This window comes from Butyrivibrio sp. AE3003 (genome assembly GCF_000686065.1).
In the GTDB taxonomy this organism is placed as follows: domain Bacteria; phylum Bacillota; class Clostridia; order Lachnospirales; family Lachnospiraceae; genus Butyrivibrio; species Butyrivibrio hungatei_A.
The window spans coordinates 2,982,755-3,000,601 of the sequence record NZ_JMLX01000001.1 but is presented as its reverse complement, the minus strand read 5'-3'; the positions used below and the strand labels follow the sequence as shown (position 1 = coordinate 3,000,601).

Below are 17,847 nucleotides of genomic sequence, written 5' to 3'. Positions count from 1 at the left end.
CAATTATCTCTTAAGACCATTTGCAGTCTGCATCATTTCGTCTGTCGTCTGGATTGCTGTTGAGTTCATCTCGTAAGCTCTCTGTGCAACGATAAGATTTACCATCTCTGTTGCAACATTAACGTTGGAGCCTTCAAGATATCCCTGTTCAATTGTGCTAAGCTTAACCTCTCCGGCTGCCTCAGCTTCAAGAATAGGTTCTCCGCTTGCTGCAGTCTCCTGCCAAGCTGCTCCGCCCACTCTCTCAAGGCCTTCCCTGTTACGGAACTGCCAAAGGCCAATCTGAGGTCCGATTGCCTGAGGAACGCTCTCATCATCGGGATAATAGATCTTACCGTCTCCGCCAATCTCAATTCTGCTCGCTAAAGCATTTCCGTCAACCACGATAGGATTGCCGTCAATTCCAAGAACCGGATTACCTTCAGCTGTTGTAAGCTCAAGAGTTGTTCCGCCTGTCTCCTGAAGAGCCCATGTGAAATTACCGTTTCTGGTGTACTGAACAGTCTCTCCGTCAGCTGCTGTGTAAGCGAAGAAACCGTCACCGCTTATAGCAAGAGCTGCAGGATTTTCGTTGTTCTGCAAAGATCCCTGTTTAAAGAACTGATTTATTGAAGATGTACGGGTACCAAGACCTACCTGTGAATTGGTTGGCTTAGGCTCGCCGTTTGCTGTAGTTGTAACTGTCTGAAGCTCCTGATACAAAAGAGACTTAAACTGTGCTCCCTGAGCTTTATATCCGACTGTATTAACGTTTGCAAGGTTGTTCGATATAGTATCTACGTTTGTCTGCTGGGCATTCATTCCTGTTGCCGCTGACCATAAACTTCTAACCATAGACATACCTCCCTCTCTTTGGTATGTATCGACACAAAGGCCGTGATACTTTATAAAAAAAGTATAAATTTTTTAATCGATCAAAAAATTATGAAAGTCTGCCAAGCTGATTTGCAGCAATATCAAGTGTATCATCGATTGTTGTGATCATTCTCTGGTTTGTATCGTAGTTTCTCTGAACCGCGATCATGTTTACCATCTCATCAACAACAGAAACATTTGACTGCTCCAAAAATCCCGAGTAAACACGTCCCGTTCCCTCTATAGGATTGGCTCCGTTTACGGGAATATACATATTTTCTCCGTAGTGCTCAAGATTGTCATATGAGATACGTCCGTCAGGATATGTTGTCTTCTCAAAATCAAATATTCCAATCTGGGCAACAACCTCACCGTCCTGCACGATATTACCGTTCATGCTGACTTCTACGGGAAGTGACGGATCAAGTTCAATATGTCCTCCGTCCTGTGAAAGCACAAAGTCCCCGTCCTGAGTAACAAGCTCTCCCTCAGCTGTAACCGTAAAGTTACCGTCTCTGGTATACATTATATTGGTCTGATTCGGAAGATCTCTCTCAATATTCTTAGCCTTGTTCGTATATTCGATTCCAAAGAAACCATATCCGCCGATAGCCATGTCATATTTGTTTCCGGTCTCTTTCATAGGACCTTCGGACCAATCAACATAGCCTTCGCCAATCTTTACACCGGGATTAATAATGCCCAGTCCACGCGCAGTGAACGGGGCATCAGTATAATCTTTAATTTTAAGCGCAAGCTGATCACTGAAAGACTGTGATGTTGTGCCTTCCTTCTTAAAACCGTTTGTGTTGGCATTGGCAAGATTGTTGGTCAGCACATCCATTCTGTGCTGCTCGTTGATCATTCCTGTGTAAGCAGTATAAAGACCTTTTACCATTCTCTTTCCCTCATACCGTCCTGGTTATTCTTTATAGTTCAATCCTTGATATATATTATCGCAGATCATCAATCCTGATGATAACCTACAATAAACTCTACATAACGGCCGGTTCCGATGGCAACCGCTGTCATAGGATCCTCTGCTGTCATAGTATTGATTCCGGTCTTGGAATAGATAAGATCCTCAAGTCCGCGAAGAAGTGCTCCGCCACCTGTAAGAACTATTCCTCTGTCAGCAATATCCGCTGCAAGTTCCGGAGGTGTATTCTCAAGAACGCTGTGAATAGCCTCGATGATCTGAGATGTAGGCTCTCTGAGTGCCTCTTCTGTCTCTTCAGAAGATACTCTTACAGTTTTGGGAAGACCTGTAACAAGGTTACGTCCTCTTACATCCAGGAAATCATCTTCCGGTCTCGGATAAGCTGAACCGATCTTAATCTTTATATCTTCGGCAGTTCTGTCACCGATAAGAAGATTGTGCTTCTTTCTCATGTAACGAACAATTGCCTCATCAAAATCATCTCCTGCGACCTTAACGGATGTGCTTACAACCGTTCCGCCGAGTGAGATAACTGCAATATCAGATGTACCTCCACCTATATCAACAATCATGTTTCCGCAAGGCTTTGTAATATCAATTCCTGCTCCGATCGCTGCTGCAATAGGTTCCTCGATAGTCTTAACATCTCTCGCACCGCAAAGTCTTGTAGCATCTTCTACGGCTTTCTTCTCTACTTCCGTAGCTCCACTGGGAACACATACAGCGATAAAAGGTTTTCTATGAATTTTCCTTCCGATAGCCTTCTTAATGAAGTATCTCATCATCTGCTCAGTGATTTTGTAGTTAGAGATAACTCCCTGTCTCAGAGGTCTTACGGCAACAATATTACCGGGTGTACGGCCAAGCATAAGCCTCGCATCCTCACCGATTGCCTTGATTTCCTCTGTGTCTCTGTCATAAGCTACTACAGAAGGTTCCTTAAGAACTACTCCCTTGCCTCTTATGTAAACGAGAACAGATGCCGTTCCTAAATCAATTCCGATGTCTGCATACTGCATAATTTAAGGTACCCCTTTCAAAACTGTGTGTCATTTATTTTAGCGCATAAGTGCGGATAATAAAATGTTAATAATACATTGCCATTATAAACCATCTTATAAAGATTTAAAAGGGGCTACCTCTATTAATATCGGACATTTCCTATCAAAACTTAAGTATCCTGTTAAAATCTTAAGTATTTTAGCCATGTGCTCAAAAAAGAGTTTCGAAAACACCTAAATTACGCGCATTTCAGGAAATACCATACTAAAATTAATCATTATTTTTTCAACATCTTTTTTATGTATGCTCCGGTATATGACTTCTTACACTTAGCAACTTCTTCCGGCGTGCCGCAGGCAACAACCGTTCCGCCGCCCGAACCGCCCTCGGGTCCCATATCTATGATGTAATCTCCTGTTTTGATGACATCCAAATTATGCTCGATAACAACAACCGTATTTCCCTGTTCTACCAGCTCATGCATTATCTTCACAAGCTTCTGAACATCGGCAAAATGAAGTCCCGTCGTAGGCTCATCAAGAATATAGACTGTCTTGCCCGTTCCCACCTTACTAAGCTCCGTCGCAAGCTTTATTCTCTGCGCCTCACCACCTGAAAGCTCTGTACTGGGCTGTCCAAGCTTAACATATCCAAGTCCCACATCGTAAAGAGTCTGTATCTTTCTCTTAATCGTCTTAACATTCTCAAAGAAAGTAAGCGCCTCTTCAACCGTCATATCAAGGACATCATAAATATTCTTTCCTTTATATCTGACTTCAAGAGTTTCGTGGTTATAACGTTTTCCTCCGCAGACCTCACACGGAACATATACATCCGGAAGGAAATGCATTTCAATCTTGATAATTCCGTCACCGCCGCAGGCTTCACATCTTCCGCCTTTAACGTTAAACGAGAACCTTCCCTTCTTGTATCCTCTTGCTTTCGCATCGGGGGTACCTGCAAAAAGATCCCTTATCATATCAAACACGCCCGTATATGTCGCAGGGTTTGATCTCGGAGTTCTTCCGATAGGCGACTGATCTATAGCAATGACCTTATCAACCTGCTCAAGCCCTTCAATTCCCTTGTGTTTTCCGGGTATACATCTAGCCCTGTTAAGATCTCTCGCAAGATGCTTGTAGAGTATCTCATTGACAAAAGAGCTCTTTCCGGAGCCCGAAACTCCCGTAACTATGGTAAGTACGCCAAGCGGAACATCAATATCTATATTTCTTAAGTTATTCTCACTCGCACCTAGCACCTTAAGCCATCCCTTCGGCTCTCTTCTGACTTCCGGAACGTCGATCTTAAGTTTGCCTGCCAGATACTGGCCGGTTATCGACTCCTCAACTTTCATGATATCTTCGGCAGTTCCCGTAGCAACGATCTTACCGCCTCTTGAGCCCGCTCCCGGTCCCACATCGACGATATAATCAGCCTCTCTCATAGTATCTTCATCATGTTCTACTACAATAAGAGTATTTCCAAGGTCTCTGAGATTCTTAAGCGTATTAAGAAGCTTATCGTTATCCCTCTGATGAAGTCCGATACTCGGCTCATCAAGGATATAGCATACTCCGCAAAGGCCCGAACCGATCTGTGTAGCGAGTCTTATTCTCTGTGCCTCGCCGCCTGAAAGTGTTCCCGTGGCTCTCGAAAGCGAAAGGTAACCCAATCCTACATCCACAAGAAATCCCACTCTCGCCCTGATTTCTTTCAGAACCTGTGCACCGACAAGTTCCTGATGCTCACTAAGTTTGAGATTTACAAGGTAGTTCTGAAGTTCATCAACCGACATTGATGTGATCTCATAGATATTCTTATCGTCTATGGTAACCGCCAGTGATTCCTTCTTAAGCCTCTGTCCGCCGCAAAGCTGACAGGGCGTGATTCTCATAAACTCCTGATATTCAGCCTTCGCCGTCTCAGAAAAAGTCTCTCTGTATCTCTGTTCAACATTCTTGATAAGTCCGTCAAAAAGAATCGGGTAATCACCCTCACCTCTTGACCCCTTGTAGTGAACATTGACAGTCTTGTCAGCTCCGTGTATGAGCATATGTCTTACCTTCTCGGGAAGATCGCAGAAAGGAGTATCAAGGCTGAATTTATAAGCTTTGGCAAGCGCTTTCAAAGTCGCATTACTAAAACTTCCCTCCTTATTTGCAGACTGCCATCCCATAACAACGATACATCCGTCATTTATTGAAAGAGTCTTGTCGGGGATCATGAGATCTTCGTCAAACTCCATCTTATATCCAAGTCCCGCACAGTCAGGGCAGGCTCCGAAAGGATTATTGAACGAAAAACTTCTGGGTTCAATCTCGGGAATACTGATCCCGCAATCGGGGCAGGCAAAATTCTGGCTGAAATTAAGCTCTTTTCCATCCACCACATCAACAGTAAGAAGTCCCTCCGCAAGCTGCAGGGCACTCTCTATTGAATCGGCAAGTCTCTTCCTTAGATTCTCGTTGTCATCTCTTATGACAATTCTGTCAACTATTACTTCTATGTTATGCTTGATGTTCTTATCAAGCTTGATTTCTTCAGAAAGCTCATACTGACTTCCGTCAATTCTTACTCTGACATAACCCGCTCTTTTTGCCCTGTCCAGAGTCTTGGCATGCTCACCTTTTTTGCCTCTTACAACAGGTGCAAGAAGCTGGAGCTTGGTTCCGTCACCGAGAGCCATGATCTGGTCGCACATCTCATCAACCGTCTGTCTTCTTATCTCTCTTCCGCAGTTCGGACAGTGCGGTATACCTATTCTTGCATACAACAACCTGAAATGATCGTATATCTCGGTAACCGTTCCCACAGTCGATCTGGGATTCTTGTTAGTGGACTTCTGGTCAATCGAGATTGTAGGAGAAAGTCCTTCGATTCTCTCGACATTAGGCTTATCCATCTGTCCCAGAAACATTCTTGCGTAAGATGAAAGCGACTCCATGTACCTTCTTTGACCTTCCGCAAAAATAGTATCAAAAGCAAGTGAAGACTTACCCGATCCCGACAGTCCCGTAAAAACTGTCAGAGTCTCCCTCGGGATCTTAACACTCACATGCTTAAGATTATGTTCATCTGCACCGCGGACTCTGATGTAATCATGAATATCCGTGGGAAGAATTCTCTTTGCTGTCGTATTCTTTTTTGTCATTCTACTGTTATCCGGCATATATTTATCTCCTGTCACCTATCTCAGGTTATTTACCTTCCGTCAGATCATTATATATTTTCTTGAGTTCAATCATTTGGTCTCTGAGTGTCGCCGCCGTTTCAAAATCCAGCTCTGTGGCCGCACGTTTCATCTTCTTCTGAACCTGTCCGATAAGTTTCTCAAGTTCATCCTTATCCATTGCCTCAGGATCTTTTTCAAACTTAACTTCTTCCTTGGCGATAGCCTTGGTAACTGCGATAAGCTCTCTTACCGCCTTCTTTATTGTCTGCGGAGTTATTCCGTGTTCCTTATTGTATTCTTCCTGTATCTTACGTCTTCTCGCCGTTTCATCGATAGCTTTCTGCATCGACTCCGTCATATTATCGGCGTACATGATAACGTGTCCTTCCGCATTACGCGCAGCACGTCCGATTGTCTGAATAAGCGACGTCTCCGAACGAAGAAATCCCTCTTTGTCCGCATCGATTATCGCAACAAGTGATATTTCAGGAATATCAAGTCCCTCTCTCAAAAGGTTGATTCCGACAAGAACATCAAAGACATCAAGACGCATATCTCTGATTATCTCAGCTCTTTCAAGCGTATCGATATCGGAATGAAGGTATTTTACCCTTATTCCCGACTCTGCAAGGTACTCTGTCAGATCTTCAGCCATTCTCTTGGTGAGCGTAGTCACAAGAACCTTATTCTTCTTATCTATCTCTGTACGAATCTCACCTATGAGATCGTCAATCTGTCCCTCAACAGGGCGTACGGAAATCTCGGGATCGAGAAGTCCCGTAGGCCTTATTACCTGCTCGGTTCTTAGAAGTTCATGCTCTTCCTCATATTTTCCCGGAGTAGCGGAGCAAAAGAGCATCTGGTCAATGTGCGATTCGAACTCCTCAAAATTTAGCGGTCTGTTATCAAGCGCAGACGGAAGCCTGAATCCATAATCAACAAGCGTAAGTTTCCTGCTCCTGTCTCCGTGATACATAGCACCGACCTGCGGAATCGTCATATGCGACTCATCAACGATTATCAGGAAATCTCTGTCAAAGAAGTCCAAAAGAGTAAGCGGCGGTTCACCAGGCGCCATAAAGTTAAGGTGTCTTGAATAGTTCTCAATTCCCGAGCAAAAGCCCGTCTCCTTAAGCATCTCTATATCAAAATTGGTTCGCTCAGAGATTCTCTGGGCTTCAATAAGTCTGTCCTCTCCCTTAAAGAACTTGATCTGTTCCTCAAGCTCTTTCTCAATTTCAACGCACGCCATGTTGATCTTCTCCTGAGGAACAACATAGTGTGAAGCAGGATAGATCATAACGTGCGAAAGCTCACTTCTTACCTTAGCTGTGACAGGTTCAATCTCAGTAATCCTGTCTATCTCATCGCCAAAGAACTCTATCCTTATCAGATAATCATCCGCATTAGCAGGGAAAACCTCTATCGTATCGCCCCTTACCCTGAAATTGCATCTTCCGAGCTCAAGATCGTTTCTCGTATACTGTATCGCAACAAGCTCTTCTATCGTCTTGTCTCTGTCCTTCTGCATTCCGGGTCTAAGTGAGATTGACATTCCCTTAAATTCATCAGGGCTTCCAAGTCCGTATATACAAGATACGCTGGCAACAACGATAACATCCTTCCTCTCCGAAAGTGACGCCGTTGCCGAAAGCCTGAGCTTATCAATCTCATCATTTATCGACGAATCTTTTGCAATATATGTATCTGTCTGAGGAACATACGCTTCAGGCTGATAGTAATCGTAGTAGGATACAAAATACTCAACTGCGTTTTCGGGAAAAAACTCCTTCATCTCGCCATAGAGCTGGCCTGCCAGAGTTTTATTGTGGCTGATGATCAGCGTGGGTTTATTTAGCGCCGCTATGACATTTGCCATAGTGAACGTCTTACCCGATCCCGTAACACCAAGTAAAGTCTGAAATTGATTGCCTTCCTTAAAACCCTTAACCAACTCCTCTATTGCTTGGGGCTGGTCTCCTGTGGGCTTAAACTCAGAGTGTAATTTGAAATCCATATCTCAGTTCCCCTCGATAATTTGATAAGTATCTTCTACCAAACAAAAAAGAAATGATATACCGCTGTTACAGTATATCATTTCAGAATTCACGCGTCTATAAAAACTTGAACACATGTTCGCAATATTCACTTCGCCACAATATCCCGAACCAGCTTCGCATCATCGCCCGCAACAATGAAATATCCAAATCTGGAAGAGCTGTCCACAACTTTTCTGTCGGTAATCTCTTCAACACTACTCTCAATAACAAGATCCTGATATTTTGAGCAAATCTCCTGACAATAATCGGCATCTTCCCGGCAGAAAACAAACTTGATTCCCGCTGCGTTGTGCTTCTTGCCGGAAGTGAGGTCGGGCACGTTTCCAAGAGCCACATCGATGACTGCTTTGACAAAATCAATGCCGGTAGTCAGCTGCACAAGTGAACTTCCGATGCAGTCGCCGCCCATTCTCCCGCCAATTTCGACAATCTTTATAACGCCGTCTTCGCGGATAAGAATCTCGGAATGTGACGCGCCGTTCTCTATCTCAAGCGCATCAAGTGCGCCATATATGACGTTTCTGATGTTCTCATAAGTCTTTTCATCTACAGGTGCAGGTTCAAAGTGTCCGGTCTCGATGAAATTCGGGCTTCCCGTTGTGAACTTCTCGGTCACGGCAAGAAGTGTATGTTTCCCGTTGTATGAGATACACTCAACACTGTACTCTTTTCCCTCAACGAATTCCTCGATGATCGCGGTCTTCTCAAAGCTCACATCTCTTGCAGATGCTATCGCAGCCATGATTCCAGACTTTGACTTAAGCTTTGTAACAGCTCTGCTTCCGGATCTGTCCGTGGGCTTTACGATTATCGGATATTCAAATCCAAGCTCATCAACATTGACCGAGTCATCAGCCAAAACGTATTTAGGGCACGGAACATTCTTTTCCGTAAGGGCATTTCTCATTGCAAACTTATTGGTCGACTTGTACGTGCATGAAAGCGAATTGCCCGAAAGCCCCATCTTATCTGCAACATAGTTTACAGTGAGCATCGCAAGATCGGATGCAATACTGCATATTCCGTCAATTCCTATCTCTTTGCACTTCTCACAGATAGCCTCTTTTTCAACAATACTTATCGGATAAAAGAAATCGGCCGTAGCTTCGCCTACATCTCCAACGCCCCATGCGAACACATGAGTTTCAAGTCCCATTTCTTTTGCCTTTAAAATCAGCGGATTCTGAAGATATGAAGCGCCGATGATCGCCAGTTTTTTCATATACTACTCCTCTTCGTGTCGGTTAAGCATTTCGTCAATAATATAAATAGGTCTTCCTTTACTCTCGGAAAATATATTTCCAATGTATATCCCGACTATTCCCAAGGCGCTCAGCATAAGTCCGCCCATCATATATATCGATGCAATGACCGAAGGCCAGCCTATATCCAGATCTCTCACAGCGTAATTTCTGATAACAAGATAGATCAAAAATATAAATGCCGCACATGAAAGTGCAAATCCCAGCTTAACCGCCATAAACAGCGGCTTGTTGGACTGCGCGGTAATAAGGCTGATCGCAAGATTAACTTTTTTGCTGAAAGTATATGACGACTTTCCCGCAAATCTTTCATCCGACTCAAGCTCGATGGTTGTGTCATTATAGCCAAGCCACATGAGGAACATGATGTAATCTCTGGTCTGCTCTTTCATCTTAAGAAAAGAATCTACGACTTTTCTTTTGGCAACACTGTAATTACCCACCTCGAAGTCGTACTTCATGTCTGAGAGCTTATTATATACAGCGTAAAAAGATCTTGATAAAGCTTTTACAATAAAGGTATCCTTTCTTTCTTTTCGCTTGGAATATACGATATCGTAACCTTCCTCTATCTTGTCCAAAAACAGTGGCAAAAACTCAGGTCTGTCCTGAAGATCGCAGTCCATTACAGAAACAAGATCTCCTGTCGACTTCTCAAGACCTGCGGTTATCGCACGCATCTGTCCAAAGTTCCTTGAAAGTTTTATTCCCACAACGCGCTTATCCTTAACGCAGAGCTTCTCGATCTCTTCCCACGATTTCTGCGGGCAATGGTCGTCCACCATAATTATCTCAAAGGATTTTCCTGCATCTTCAAGCGTTGCAACAAGCCTCTTATATAGTTCGGGTACCGCCTCCCTGCATCCGTATACAGGGATAACTACTGAAATATCCATAAATATCCTCGTGTTTTCTTTTTGAATTTCATAGTTATAAATATGAAACCAACATAGGATATTTTATCATATTACAATCAAAGATTAAACGAATCATATGTATAGACCATATCCTGTTCAATCACGAAATCATCGCAAAAAGTATTCCTCTTTGTATCGATATGATCCAGGAGCTGCGTCGTGCACATTGCGGCAGTCGCATCTCCCTCAGGTATTTCAGGCTTTGCGCCGCCTTTCGTAAGCAGACTTGCAAGTCCCAGTATCATCATGATTCCTATAAAGATCACTCCGAATGTGTATAAAAAAATAATCATTTCCCCTCCTGAAAAAATTCTTTATCAATAAATTCAGCTATTCTCTCTTTTGCATTATATAATCGCCCCTTAAATGCGGGCACACGCTCTTTTGCATCGCTCCCAACGTAATTCATGACAGGTTCCGCGTACAAGATTACTCCCGACATTGTCGCAGCAACGACCGCTACTGCGACGCCTCTCTTTATATATCTGACAACAATGTCACGTTTTCTTTTCACAATACTGTCCAAAAGAGCTTTCTCTATCTCTCCGCAGGATCTGAACCTGTCATCGCGCCCGGGCTTTATACATTTATTTATTATCTTCACGAAATCGCCTGAAAGTCCCGGCGCTCCGTTTAGCTTAAAGTTTTCAAGTGCCGCTTCGTTCTTGATATCTATCCCCGTTGTCATCTGCAAAAGAGTCATCCCAAAGCAATATATATCCGTTTTTGGATCTGTTTGGCCCAGAGTCCCGTACTGTTCGGGCGCCGCAAATCCCACGGTTCCAAGATAAGATGTGTCGGACTTTTCGCCTTTTCTATAGATCCTCGCCGCTCCGAAATCTATCAGATGCACCTTTCCGTCCTTGCCGATAATGATATTCGCAGGCTTAAGGTCCCTGTATATTACTGGTTCCCGCAATCCGTGAAGATACTTAAGTATCCTGATAAGCTCAATAGCGATTCCAACGGTCTCTTTCTCGGAAAAAACTCCGTTCATCCGAAGTTTCTCCGAAAGGCTGTTTCCCGAGATATACTGCATGACCATAAATCCTTCTTCATAATCTACAAGTTTCTGTATTCCCGGATAATTGAACCTCTTTAACATTAACGCCTCATCTTCCAAAGACGACTTTGCCTTGAAACTCTCCTTCTTAAGAGCTTTTACCGTAACCTTTTTGCCGGTACGCATATCACGTGCCGCAAAGACTGCGCTTGTTCCGCCCTCTCCGATTTTCTTTATTATCCTGTATCTTTTTATATCTTTCATGCACCAAGCTCCATACAAAGCGCCGCAACAGATATATTGTCCGTTTCATTTCTGTCGTATGCTGTCTTTACAAGCTTTTTACATGCATCCAGCATATCCTCCGATGTAACGCACATCTGCGGGCAAAGCATACTGTAAAGCTCACTCTTTTCCATTGTTCTCCAGAATCCGTCCGAACACGCTATCACGGTAGAATCATTTTTAAAAGTTCCTCGTGTTATATCGGGTTCGGGAGTTTTCATTGAACCAAGACATCTTAGGAGCACGCTCTTTTCCCTGTCATTTAACGCTTCTTTCTCCGTAATTTTCCCTTCATCCAGTTTTTTCTGCAAAACGCTGTGATCTTTCGTAAGCTTTATTACATCCCCCTTTGAAACAGCATATATTCTGGAATCTCCGATATTCATGATCATGTATCTGTCGCCTATCTGCAAAAGAGCTGTCAGCGTCGTTCCAAGGTTGATCTTCCTGTGCTTCGCATATCTTCTTAATTCTCCACCAATCCTTGCAATAAGTCTTCGCCACGATACTTCTATCACATCCCACAGTCTGTCCGCCTCAAGGTCCTGCATAAGAGACAACTCCTCATGGAACCAGTTTTCAAGCGACCTGACCACTTTACAGCTTGCAACCTCCCCCTTCGGCAGACCTCCCATTCCGTCACATACCGCGACAAAAGAGATTCTTCCAAGTTTCTCTGAATTTGCAACTTTCACCAGCACAGAATCCTGGTTTACCTTACGGTTTCTACCCGCATCGGTATAAATACACGCTTTGACTTTCATAACTTCCCTGCTTTCAAAAATGGAAATACTACTCGAAATGAGTAAGAAAATAAAAACCTGTGCCAAAGATTTAGCACAGGTTCAGATAATACTATTTATTTTTTTATTTGTCAATAAGCTCCTTCATGACTTCGATTGCCTTCTCTTTCTGATTGTCAATCTTGTCTCTCTGAGCCTTCTCAATATCAAGTTCAACCTCAACATCCGGTTCGATTCCTATTCCATGGATGTTGTAGCCGTTGGGAGTATAGTAATCACTTACAGTAAGTTTAACGGCAGTTCCGTCATTAAGATCGAATACACTCTGAACGATTCCTTTTCCGAAAGACTTAACACCTACAAGCTTACCGATTCCGTAATCCTTAATTGCACCTGCAAGTATTTCTGAAGCACTTGCTGAGTACTGGTTAATGAGAACAACAACCGGAATGTCTATCTGACGTGTTCCGTCGCAGGTATAATTCTGCTGATGACCTTCTCTGTCCACAGTATATACGATATTGCCCTTAGGAAGGAGCTGTCTTGCTATATCGCAAACAGTAACGAGGTTTCCTCCGGGATTACTTCTAAGGTCGATCATAAGTCCCTTGATACCGCTTGCACGAAGCTCTGCAAGTCCCTCAGTGAACTGATCCGTTGTGATCTCATCAAACTCTGAGATCTTAAGATATCCGATTCCGTCTTTAAGAAGTTCGGTCGTAACTGTCGGAACCTGTATCTCATTTCTGATAACATCGACTTCAACATTCTCAACAGATCCGTCTCTTACCAAAGTGAGATGTACGGAAGTTCCTTTTTCGCCCTTAATCTTGGCAACAACTTCATCAAGGGTAAGCCCCTGTATACTTTCTTTGTCGACTTCAGCGATGATATCGCCTTCCATGAGACCTGCGTCAGCAGCAGGGCTTCCTTCCATAACGCCCGTTATTACAGGCACATTTTTTTCCTGATCCATTCCGACATATGCGCCGATTCCGTAATAAACGCCCTTAGTCACAGCCTTGAGCTCTTCAAGTTCGTCCGCCGTGTAATAAACAGAATAGGGATCTCCCAAAGATTCTATAAGACCCTTGTATATTCCCTCGGCTTCAGTAGCCTTATCCACATCGTCCTTATAGTAATTGGTATCAACGAGATTCTCAAGCATCTTAACCTTTTTGATTGTTTCACTGTTAAGAACTCCGTTTTCGTTCTGACCACCGGAACGAACTCCCGTTGTCAAAATAAACATGATAGCACCTGCTGAAAAAACAAAAAGTGCGCAAAGTGCTCCGATGAGGATTCCGCTTATAAACCTTCTTTTAAGCTTCTTATCCGCTTCCGTTTCATTACTTACCGGCTCTTTGGCCAGCTCATTGTTCTCGATATTTTCGTTTTCCAATGTTCTTTATCTCCTGTCCGCTTTTATTTTAGATAATTCCATGGACTAACATACGCTCCGTTAAGTCTTACTCCGAAATGAAGATGGTTACCTGTCGATCTTCCGGTCGAACCAACTGCAGCAATCCTGGTTCCGGCTGTGACATCCTGTCCCTTGGAAACATATAGTGCAGAACAATGCATGTAGATTGTATAAAGACCGTCTCCATGATTGATCATTATATAATTACCCATTGTCCCGTTGTAGTCGGCGGCAACCACCGTTCCGGCATAGGCCGCCAAAATGGCCGATCCTGCAGGTGCTGCAAAATCCACACCATTATGCATCTTTTGTATTCCAAGTGTTGGATGGATTCTCATTCCAAATTCATCGGATACTCTGGAATAATTCGGACAAGGAAATGTAAACATTCCGCCGTCGTATTTATGTCTGCTGTTTAATGCGGCCTCATCCGCAGCTACCTCTTTTTCAAGAGCAGCAATCGTTGCGTTCTCAGCCTTTATCTCCGCCTCATACTCAGCGATAGCAGCCTCTTTGCTCTTAATATCCGTCGATACATTATTGAGCTCAACTCCCTTGGCGTCAATAAGAGTTTGCATTTTGCCTTCTTCTTCCTCTTTATTTGACTTTGCCAGATCGAGAGTTTCTTTTTCTTCCTCAAGAGCCTGTTTATTGAGCGCTATAAGCTCAGTAGTCGCCACATATTCGTTGAGCTTTTTTCTGTCATAAGAAGCGATCATCTCAATATACTCAGCCTTATTGAGCATGTCGGAAAAACTTCCCGTGCCCGCAAAAAGTTCAAAGTAAAGCTTATCTCCACGCTCATACATGAACTTTATTCGCTTCTTCATGGCATCATATTGAGCTTCCTGAGTGCGTTCCGCTTCTTCTAAGTCTTCACCCGTCTTCTTGATCTCAGCCTCTTTTTGCCCGATAGTATCGTTAAGAGCATCTATCTTCTTCTGTATCTCTGTCAAGGAAGCATCAAGTTCTGAGATATATTTTTTTTAGATCCGACTTATCTTTTTCAAGCCCTTGTTTTAACTTTTCAAGATCGGTCTTAGCTGTATTCAGGCTATCTCGCTGTTCTTTCTGCTTTTTGATCTGATCTTTTTTGGCTTTAATACTTTCTTCCGTGACCTCTGCCGACACTATAATACCATTGGCTTCAAAAGTAAATACCATGATCATGAAACAAGCCAGCACTCGAAATATCCCTTTAAGCGTGCCTTTTTGTAATCTGTTCAACTTATCTGATCTTCCTTCTAATAACCTGATCACACATGCAAATGTTTTCTGACTGTTGTAAAGCTACCCAAAAAGCCTATTCCGATTCCTATTGCCATAGATATGGGAACGAGTTCGTTATATATCTTCTCAACAGGCAGGAACGGCAAAATATTTGAAAGCATTGCAAACTGGGTGTGAACATAATCAATTGCGCTACCGTATACATAATAGAGAATCAGTAATGGTATGAGCGAACCGATAATTCCGATAATGATGCCCTCTACCACGAAAGGTGCTCTTACAAAGAAATCCGTCGCTCCGATATATTTCATAATGTTTATCTCGTCTTTTCTGACAGCAATACCCATAGTTACCGTATTGCTGATAAGGAAGATCGAAACAAGCAAGAGAATTACTATAATTCCCATAGAAACATACGCCATAAGCTTGTTGAGTCCGCTAAGTGTATCAGCGGTGATCTCAGATCTGTTGACTGTTCTGACAACATCAAGGCTCTCTATGTATGTAACCAATGCTGCCTGCATTGAAACATCATTAAGATAAATCTCAAGGCTGGCGGAATCTGCAAGAGGGTTCTCGGTAAATCCGTCTGTATACTCACCGATATAATCCTTCTTGAAATCTTCCCATGCAGCTTCGGGATCTATATAATTGATCTCTCTTACTTCCGGACGTTTCTCAAGATCTGATTTTACTGCAAGAATCTGATCTTCATTTACTCCTTCGTTAAAGAAAACAGTAACAGAGACGCCTTCCTCTGCCGTATGAACAAAATATTGAATGTTGTTGATTATTGAAAAAACCAGACCGAACAGGAATAGACATGCGCCTATTGTTGCAATAGAAGCAAGGGTATACCATTTATTTCTACCTAAGTTCTTAAATCCCTGTCCAATGGTATAAAAGAAACTATTAATCCTCATCGATGTATGTACCTTCTTCCTCGTCTTCTATGATAACACCCTTTTTCATGGTTATAACTCGCTTCTTCATGGCATTTACTATTTCTCTGTTGTGTGTAACAACAATAACAGTTGTGCCGCTTTCATTGATCTTTTCCATAAGCTTCATTATTTCCCATGAATTATTGGGGTCAAGATTTCCGGTCGGCTCATCGGCCAAAAGAATCGTTGGCTTGTTGATAAGCGCTCTTGCGAGAGCAACTCTCTGCTGCTCTCCTCCGGACAACTGATTTATCTTGCTCTTATACTTACCCGCAAGATTGACTGTCGCAAGTATAGAAGGAACATTTCTCTTTATTTCCCTTGTGGATGTCTGGACAATTCTCTGGGCGAATGCTACATTTTCGTATACATTTCTATCCTTAAGAAGTCTGAAATCCTGGAACACTATTCCGAGATTACGCCTAAACTTTGGAATCTTACTGTGCTTAATCTTATTCAGGTTATAACCCAAAACCGTAATTTCACCGTTTGTAGGTACAAGCTCTCTCAAAAGAAGCTTAATGAGCGTAGATTTACCGGATCCGCTATCTCCTACGATGAATACAAACTCGCCTTTTTTAATGTGAAGAGTGACGTCGTTAAGTGCCGGTGCACCCGATGAATACGACTTCGTCACATGGTCGAGGGTAATAACCTCGCCTTCGGGTATCTGCCTACCCGATTTCGTCTTTCTAAATCCTTTTTCCATAGCATCTCCCCGAAATTTGTGTTTATATAAAAAAGATTCTTCCTATCGTTCAAAATAGGATTATGAAATTCTGTCCATGTATTTCATGTATCTGACAACCATAAGAGCGATCTTAAATGTAATCGCATCGTCAAACACCCTAAGATCAAGCCCCGTACTCTTCTGCAGCTTATCAAGTCTGTACACGAGTGTGTTTCTGTGAATGAAAAGCTGTCTTGAAGTCTCTGATACATTAAGGCTGTTCTCAAAGAACTTATCAATGGTTGTGAGTGTCTCCTGATCGAAATCATCAGGATTTCTTCCGCCAAAGATTTCTTTGATAAACATCTTACATAGCGGAATGGGAAGCTGATAGATAAGTCTTCCGATTCCAAGTTCGCTGTAGCAGATAACCTTTCTTTCGTCAAAGAAGATCTTGCCGACATCCAGTGCCATCTTCGCTTCCTTGTACGATCTACTTACCTCTTTGATCTCGCCTACCACTGTTCCGTATGCGATCCTGACGCCTGTAAGTCCGTCCTTAGTAAGAGTTGCGATCATCTCTTCCGCAATCTTCGAAATATCCGACGGCTTAGCGTAATCGTTCACATCCTTAACTATGATGATATTGTCCTCGTCTACTTCAGTAACGAAATCATTTGCATTTCCGAAGTGAGTTCTGGCAAGCTCAAGAGCATTGCTGTCTCTTCCGCTTGATGTCTCAACGATCATAGCTATTCTCTTCGCATCCGACTGAATGTGAAGCTTCTTTGCCCTACTGTATATGTCAACAAGAAGAAGGTTATCAAGCAAAAGATTCTTGATAAAGTTATCCTTGTCAAAACGCTCTTTGTACGCGATAAGCAGACTCTGGATCTGGTACGCGATCATCTTGCCCAGCATATAGATGTTCTCGCCGGTTCCCGTACAGATCAGAATATATTCAAGCTGCTGCTCGTCATATATCTTAAAATACTGATATCCCTGTATCTCCTGTGAATCTGCCGGAGATTTCACAAAATCTCTGGCAACAGCCGCAACATTACCAATTTCCTGTGATGTAGCCGCAACTTCCTTGCCATCAATGTCCAGAACATATAACTCAACGTGTGCTATGTTCTTAAGTCCGTCAATTGTGTTTTGGAGAATTTGATTTGAAATCATTTGCCACTCTTTCCGCAACCTTTCGGCCGCTGAATAATATACATAGCCATTTTAATATATATGTACAATAAAATCTACCTTTTACATGCCATTTTTTGTACATTTTTTTGTTTTGCTCGTCAATATTACCAAAAAAGAATCCCCTTTTTGGTATCA

The 17,847-nt window shown here is 42.8% G+C and carries 16 protein-coding genes; all 16 read right to left on the bottom strand.

What is annotated here, in order from left to right; all coding sequences use genetic code 11:
* Positions 1–3 precede the first annotated feature (3 nt).
* Complete coding sequence (locus CD00_RS0114405; RefSeq protein ID WP_026656601.1) at positions 4–834, bottom strand: flagellar hook-basal body protein; 831 nt, start codon at positions 832–834, stop codon at positions 4–6.
* An 88-nt stretch (positions 835–922) separates the two neighbouring features.
* On the bottom strand, positions 923–1,753 hold the full coding sequence (locus CD00_RS0114400; RefSeq protein ID WP_026656600.1) for a flagellar hook-basal body protein: 831 nt from the start codon (positions 1,751–1,753) through the stop codon (positions 923–925).
* A gap of 68 nt (positions 1,754–1,821) precedes the next feature.
* Entirely contained in the window at positions 1,822–2,814 is a 993-nt protein-coding gene (locus tag CD00_RS0114395; RefSeq protein ID WP_026656599.1) for a rod shape-determining protein, read from the bottom strand.
* A 260-nt stretch (positions 2,815–3,074) separates the two neighbouring features.
* Entirely contained in the window at positions 3,075–5,951 is a 2,877-nt protein-coding gene (gene uvrA / locus CD00_RS0114390; protein WP_051594296.1) for an excinuclease ABC subunit UvrA, read from the bottom strand.
* Between the two features lie 46 nt (positions 5,952–5,997).
* Positions 5,998–7,989 (bottom strand): excinuclease ABC subunit UvrB, encoded by a 1,992-nt coding sequence (gene uvrB / locus CD00_RS0114385; RefSeq protein WP_026656596.1) that lies wholly within the window; start codon positions 7,987–7,989, stop codon positions 5,998–6,000.
* A 128-nt stretch (positions 7,990–8,117) separates the two neighbouring features.
* Positions 8,118–9,254 carry an ATP-grasp domain-containing protein gene (locus tag CD00_RS0114380; protein ID WP_026656595.1) on the bottom strand — a complete coding sequence of 379 codons (1,137 nt, stop codon included), beginning with the start codon at positions 9,252–9,254 and terminating at the stop codon, positions 8,118–8,120.
* Between the two features lie 3 nt (positions 9,255–9,257).
* Positions 9,258–10,190, bottom strand: a complete 933-nt coding sequence (locus tag CD00_RS0114375; protein WP_026656594.1) for a glycosyltransferase family 2 protein — start codon at positions 10,188–10,190, stop codon at positions 9,258–9,260.
* A gap of 77 nt (positions 10,191–10,267) precedes the next feature.
* Positions 10,268–10,504 carry a hypothetical protein gene (locus CD00_RS0114370; RefSeq protein ID WP_026656593.1) on the bottom strand — a complete coding sequence of 79 codons (237 nt, stop codon included), beginning with the start codon at positions 10,502–10,504 and terminating at the stop codon, positions 10,268–10,270.
* Positions 10,501–11,478: a serine/threonine protein kinase gene (locus tag CD00_RS0114365; protein WP_026656592.1), complete on the bottom strand. Its 978-nt coding sequence runs from the start codon at positions 11,476–11,478 to the stop codon at positions 10,501–10,503. The genes CD00_RS0114370 and CD00_RS0114365 overlap by 4 nt, the downstream gene beginning before the upstream one ends.
* Positions 11,475–12,263, bottom strand: coding sequence for a PP2C family protein-serine/threonine phosphatase (locus tag CD00_RS0114360; protein WP_026656591.1), 789 nt, complete (start codon positions 12,261–12,263; stop codon positions 11,475–11,477). Before CD00_RS0114360 ends, CD00_RS0114365 begins: the two co-directional genes overlap by 4 nt.
* Before the next feature lie 103 nt (positions 12,264–12,366).
* Entirely contained in the window at positions 12,367–13,644 is a 1,278-nt protein-coding gene (locus CD00_RS0114355) for a S41 family peptidase (RefSeq protein ID WP_026656590.1), read from the bottom strand.
* Positions 13,645–13,667: 23 nt separating this feature from the next.
* Positions 13,668–14,621, bottom strand: a complete 954-nt coding sequence (locus CD00_RS18550; protein ID WP_242838980.1) for a murein hydrolase activator EnvC family protein — start codon at positions 14,619–14,621, stop codon at positions 13,668–13,670.
* A 7-nt stretch (positions 14,622–14,628) separates the two neighbouring features.
* Positions 14,629–14,892, bottom strand: a complete 264-nt coding sequence (locus tag CD00_RS20765) for a hypothetical protein (RefSeq protein WP_242838979.1) — start codon at positions 14,890–14,892, stop codon at positions 14,629–14,631.
* A gap of 29 nt (positions 14,893–14,921) precedes the next feature.
* Positions 14,922–15,818, bottom strand: coding sequence for a permease-like cell division protein FtsX (ftsX, locus tag CD00_RS0114345; protein WP_026656589.1), 897 nt, complete (start codon positions 15,816–15,818; stop codon positions 14,922–14,924).
* Positions 15,808–16,548, bottom strand: a complete 741-nt coding sequence (gene ftsE / locus CD00_RS0114340) for a cell division ATP-binding protein FtsE (protein WP_051199175.1) — start codon at positions 16,546–16,548, stop codon at positions 15,808–15,810. Before ftsE ends, ftsX begins: the two co-directional genes overlap by 11 nt.
* Before the next feature lie 60 nt (positions 16,549–16,608).
* The gene (locus CD00_RS0114335) at positions 16,609–17,691 is read right to left on the bottom strand and encodes a PucR family transcriptional regulator (protein ID WP_026656586.1); all 1,083 of its coding nucleotides are present in this window, start codon (positions 17,689–17,691) and stop codon (positions 16,609–16,611) included.
* Positions 17,692–17,847 lie beyond the last annotated feature (156 nt).

Bases quoted from the DNA above. Each gene is read 5' to 3' on its own strand.
- CD00_RS0114365 (WP_026656592.1), bottom strand. From the start codon at position 11,478: ATGAAAGATATAAAAAGATACAGGATAATAAAGAAAATCGGAGAGGGC.
- CD00_RS0114370 (WP_026656593.1), bottom strand. From the start codon at position 10,504: ATGATTATTTTTTTATACACATTCGGAGTGATCTTTATAGGAATCATG.
- CD00_RS0114395 (WP_026656599.1), bottom strand. From the start codon at position 2,814: ATGCAGTATGCAGACATCGGAATTGATTTAGGAACGGCATCTGTTCTC.
- CD00_RS0114375 (WP_026656594.1), bottom strand. From the start codon at position 10,190: ATGGATATTTCAGTAGTTATCCCTGTATACGGATGCAGGGAGGCGGTA.
- uvrB (WP_026656596.1), bottom strand. From the start codon at position 7,989: ATGGATTTCAAATTACACTCTGAGTTTAAGCCCACAGGAGACCAGCCC.
- CD00_RS0114405 (WP_026656601.1), bottom strand. From the start codon at position 834: ATGGTTAGAAGTTTATGGTCAGCGGCAACAGGAATGAATGCCCAGCAG.
- CD00_RS0114360 (WP_026656591.1), bottom strand. From the start codon at position 12,263: ATGAAAGTCAAAGCGTGTATTTATACCGATGCGGGTAGAAACCGTAAG.
- CD00_RS0114400 (WP_026656600.1), bottom strand. From the start codon at position 1,753: ATGGTAAAAGGTCTTTATACTGCTTACACAGGAATGATCAACGAGCAG.
- ftsE (WP_051199175.1), bottom strand. From the start codon at position 16,548: ATGGAAAAAGGATTTAGAAAGACGAAATCGGGTAGGCAGATACCCGAA.
- uvrA (WP_051594296.1), bottom strand. From the start codon at position 5,951: ATGACAAAAAAGAATACGACAGCAAAGAGAATTCTTCCCACGGATATT.
- ftsX (WP_026656589.1), bottom strand. From the start codon at position 15,818: ATGAGGATTAATAGTTTCTTTTATACCATTGGACAGGGATTTAAGAAC.
- CD00_RS0114380 (WP_026656595.1), bottom strand. From the start codon at position 9,254: ATGAAAAAACTGGCGATCATCGGCGCTTCATATCTTCAGAATCCGCTG.
- CD00_RS0114335 (WP_026656586.1), bottom strand. From the start codon at position 17,691: ATGATTTCAAATCAAATTCTCCAAAACACAATTGACGGACTTAAGAAC.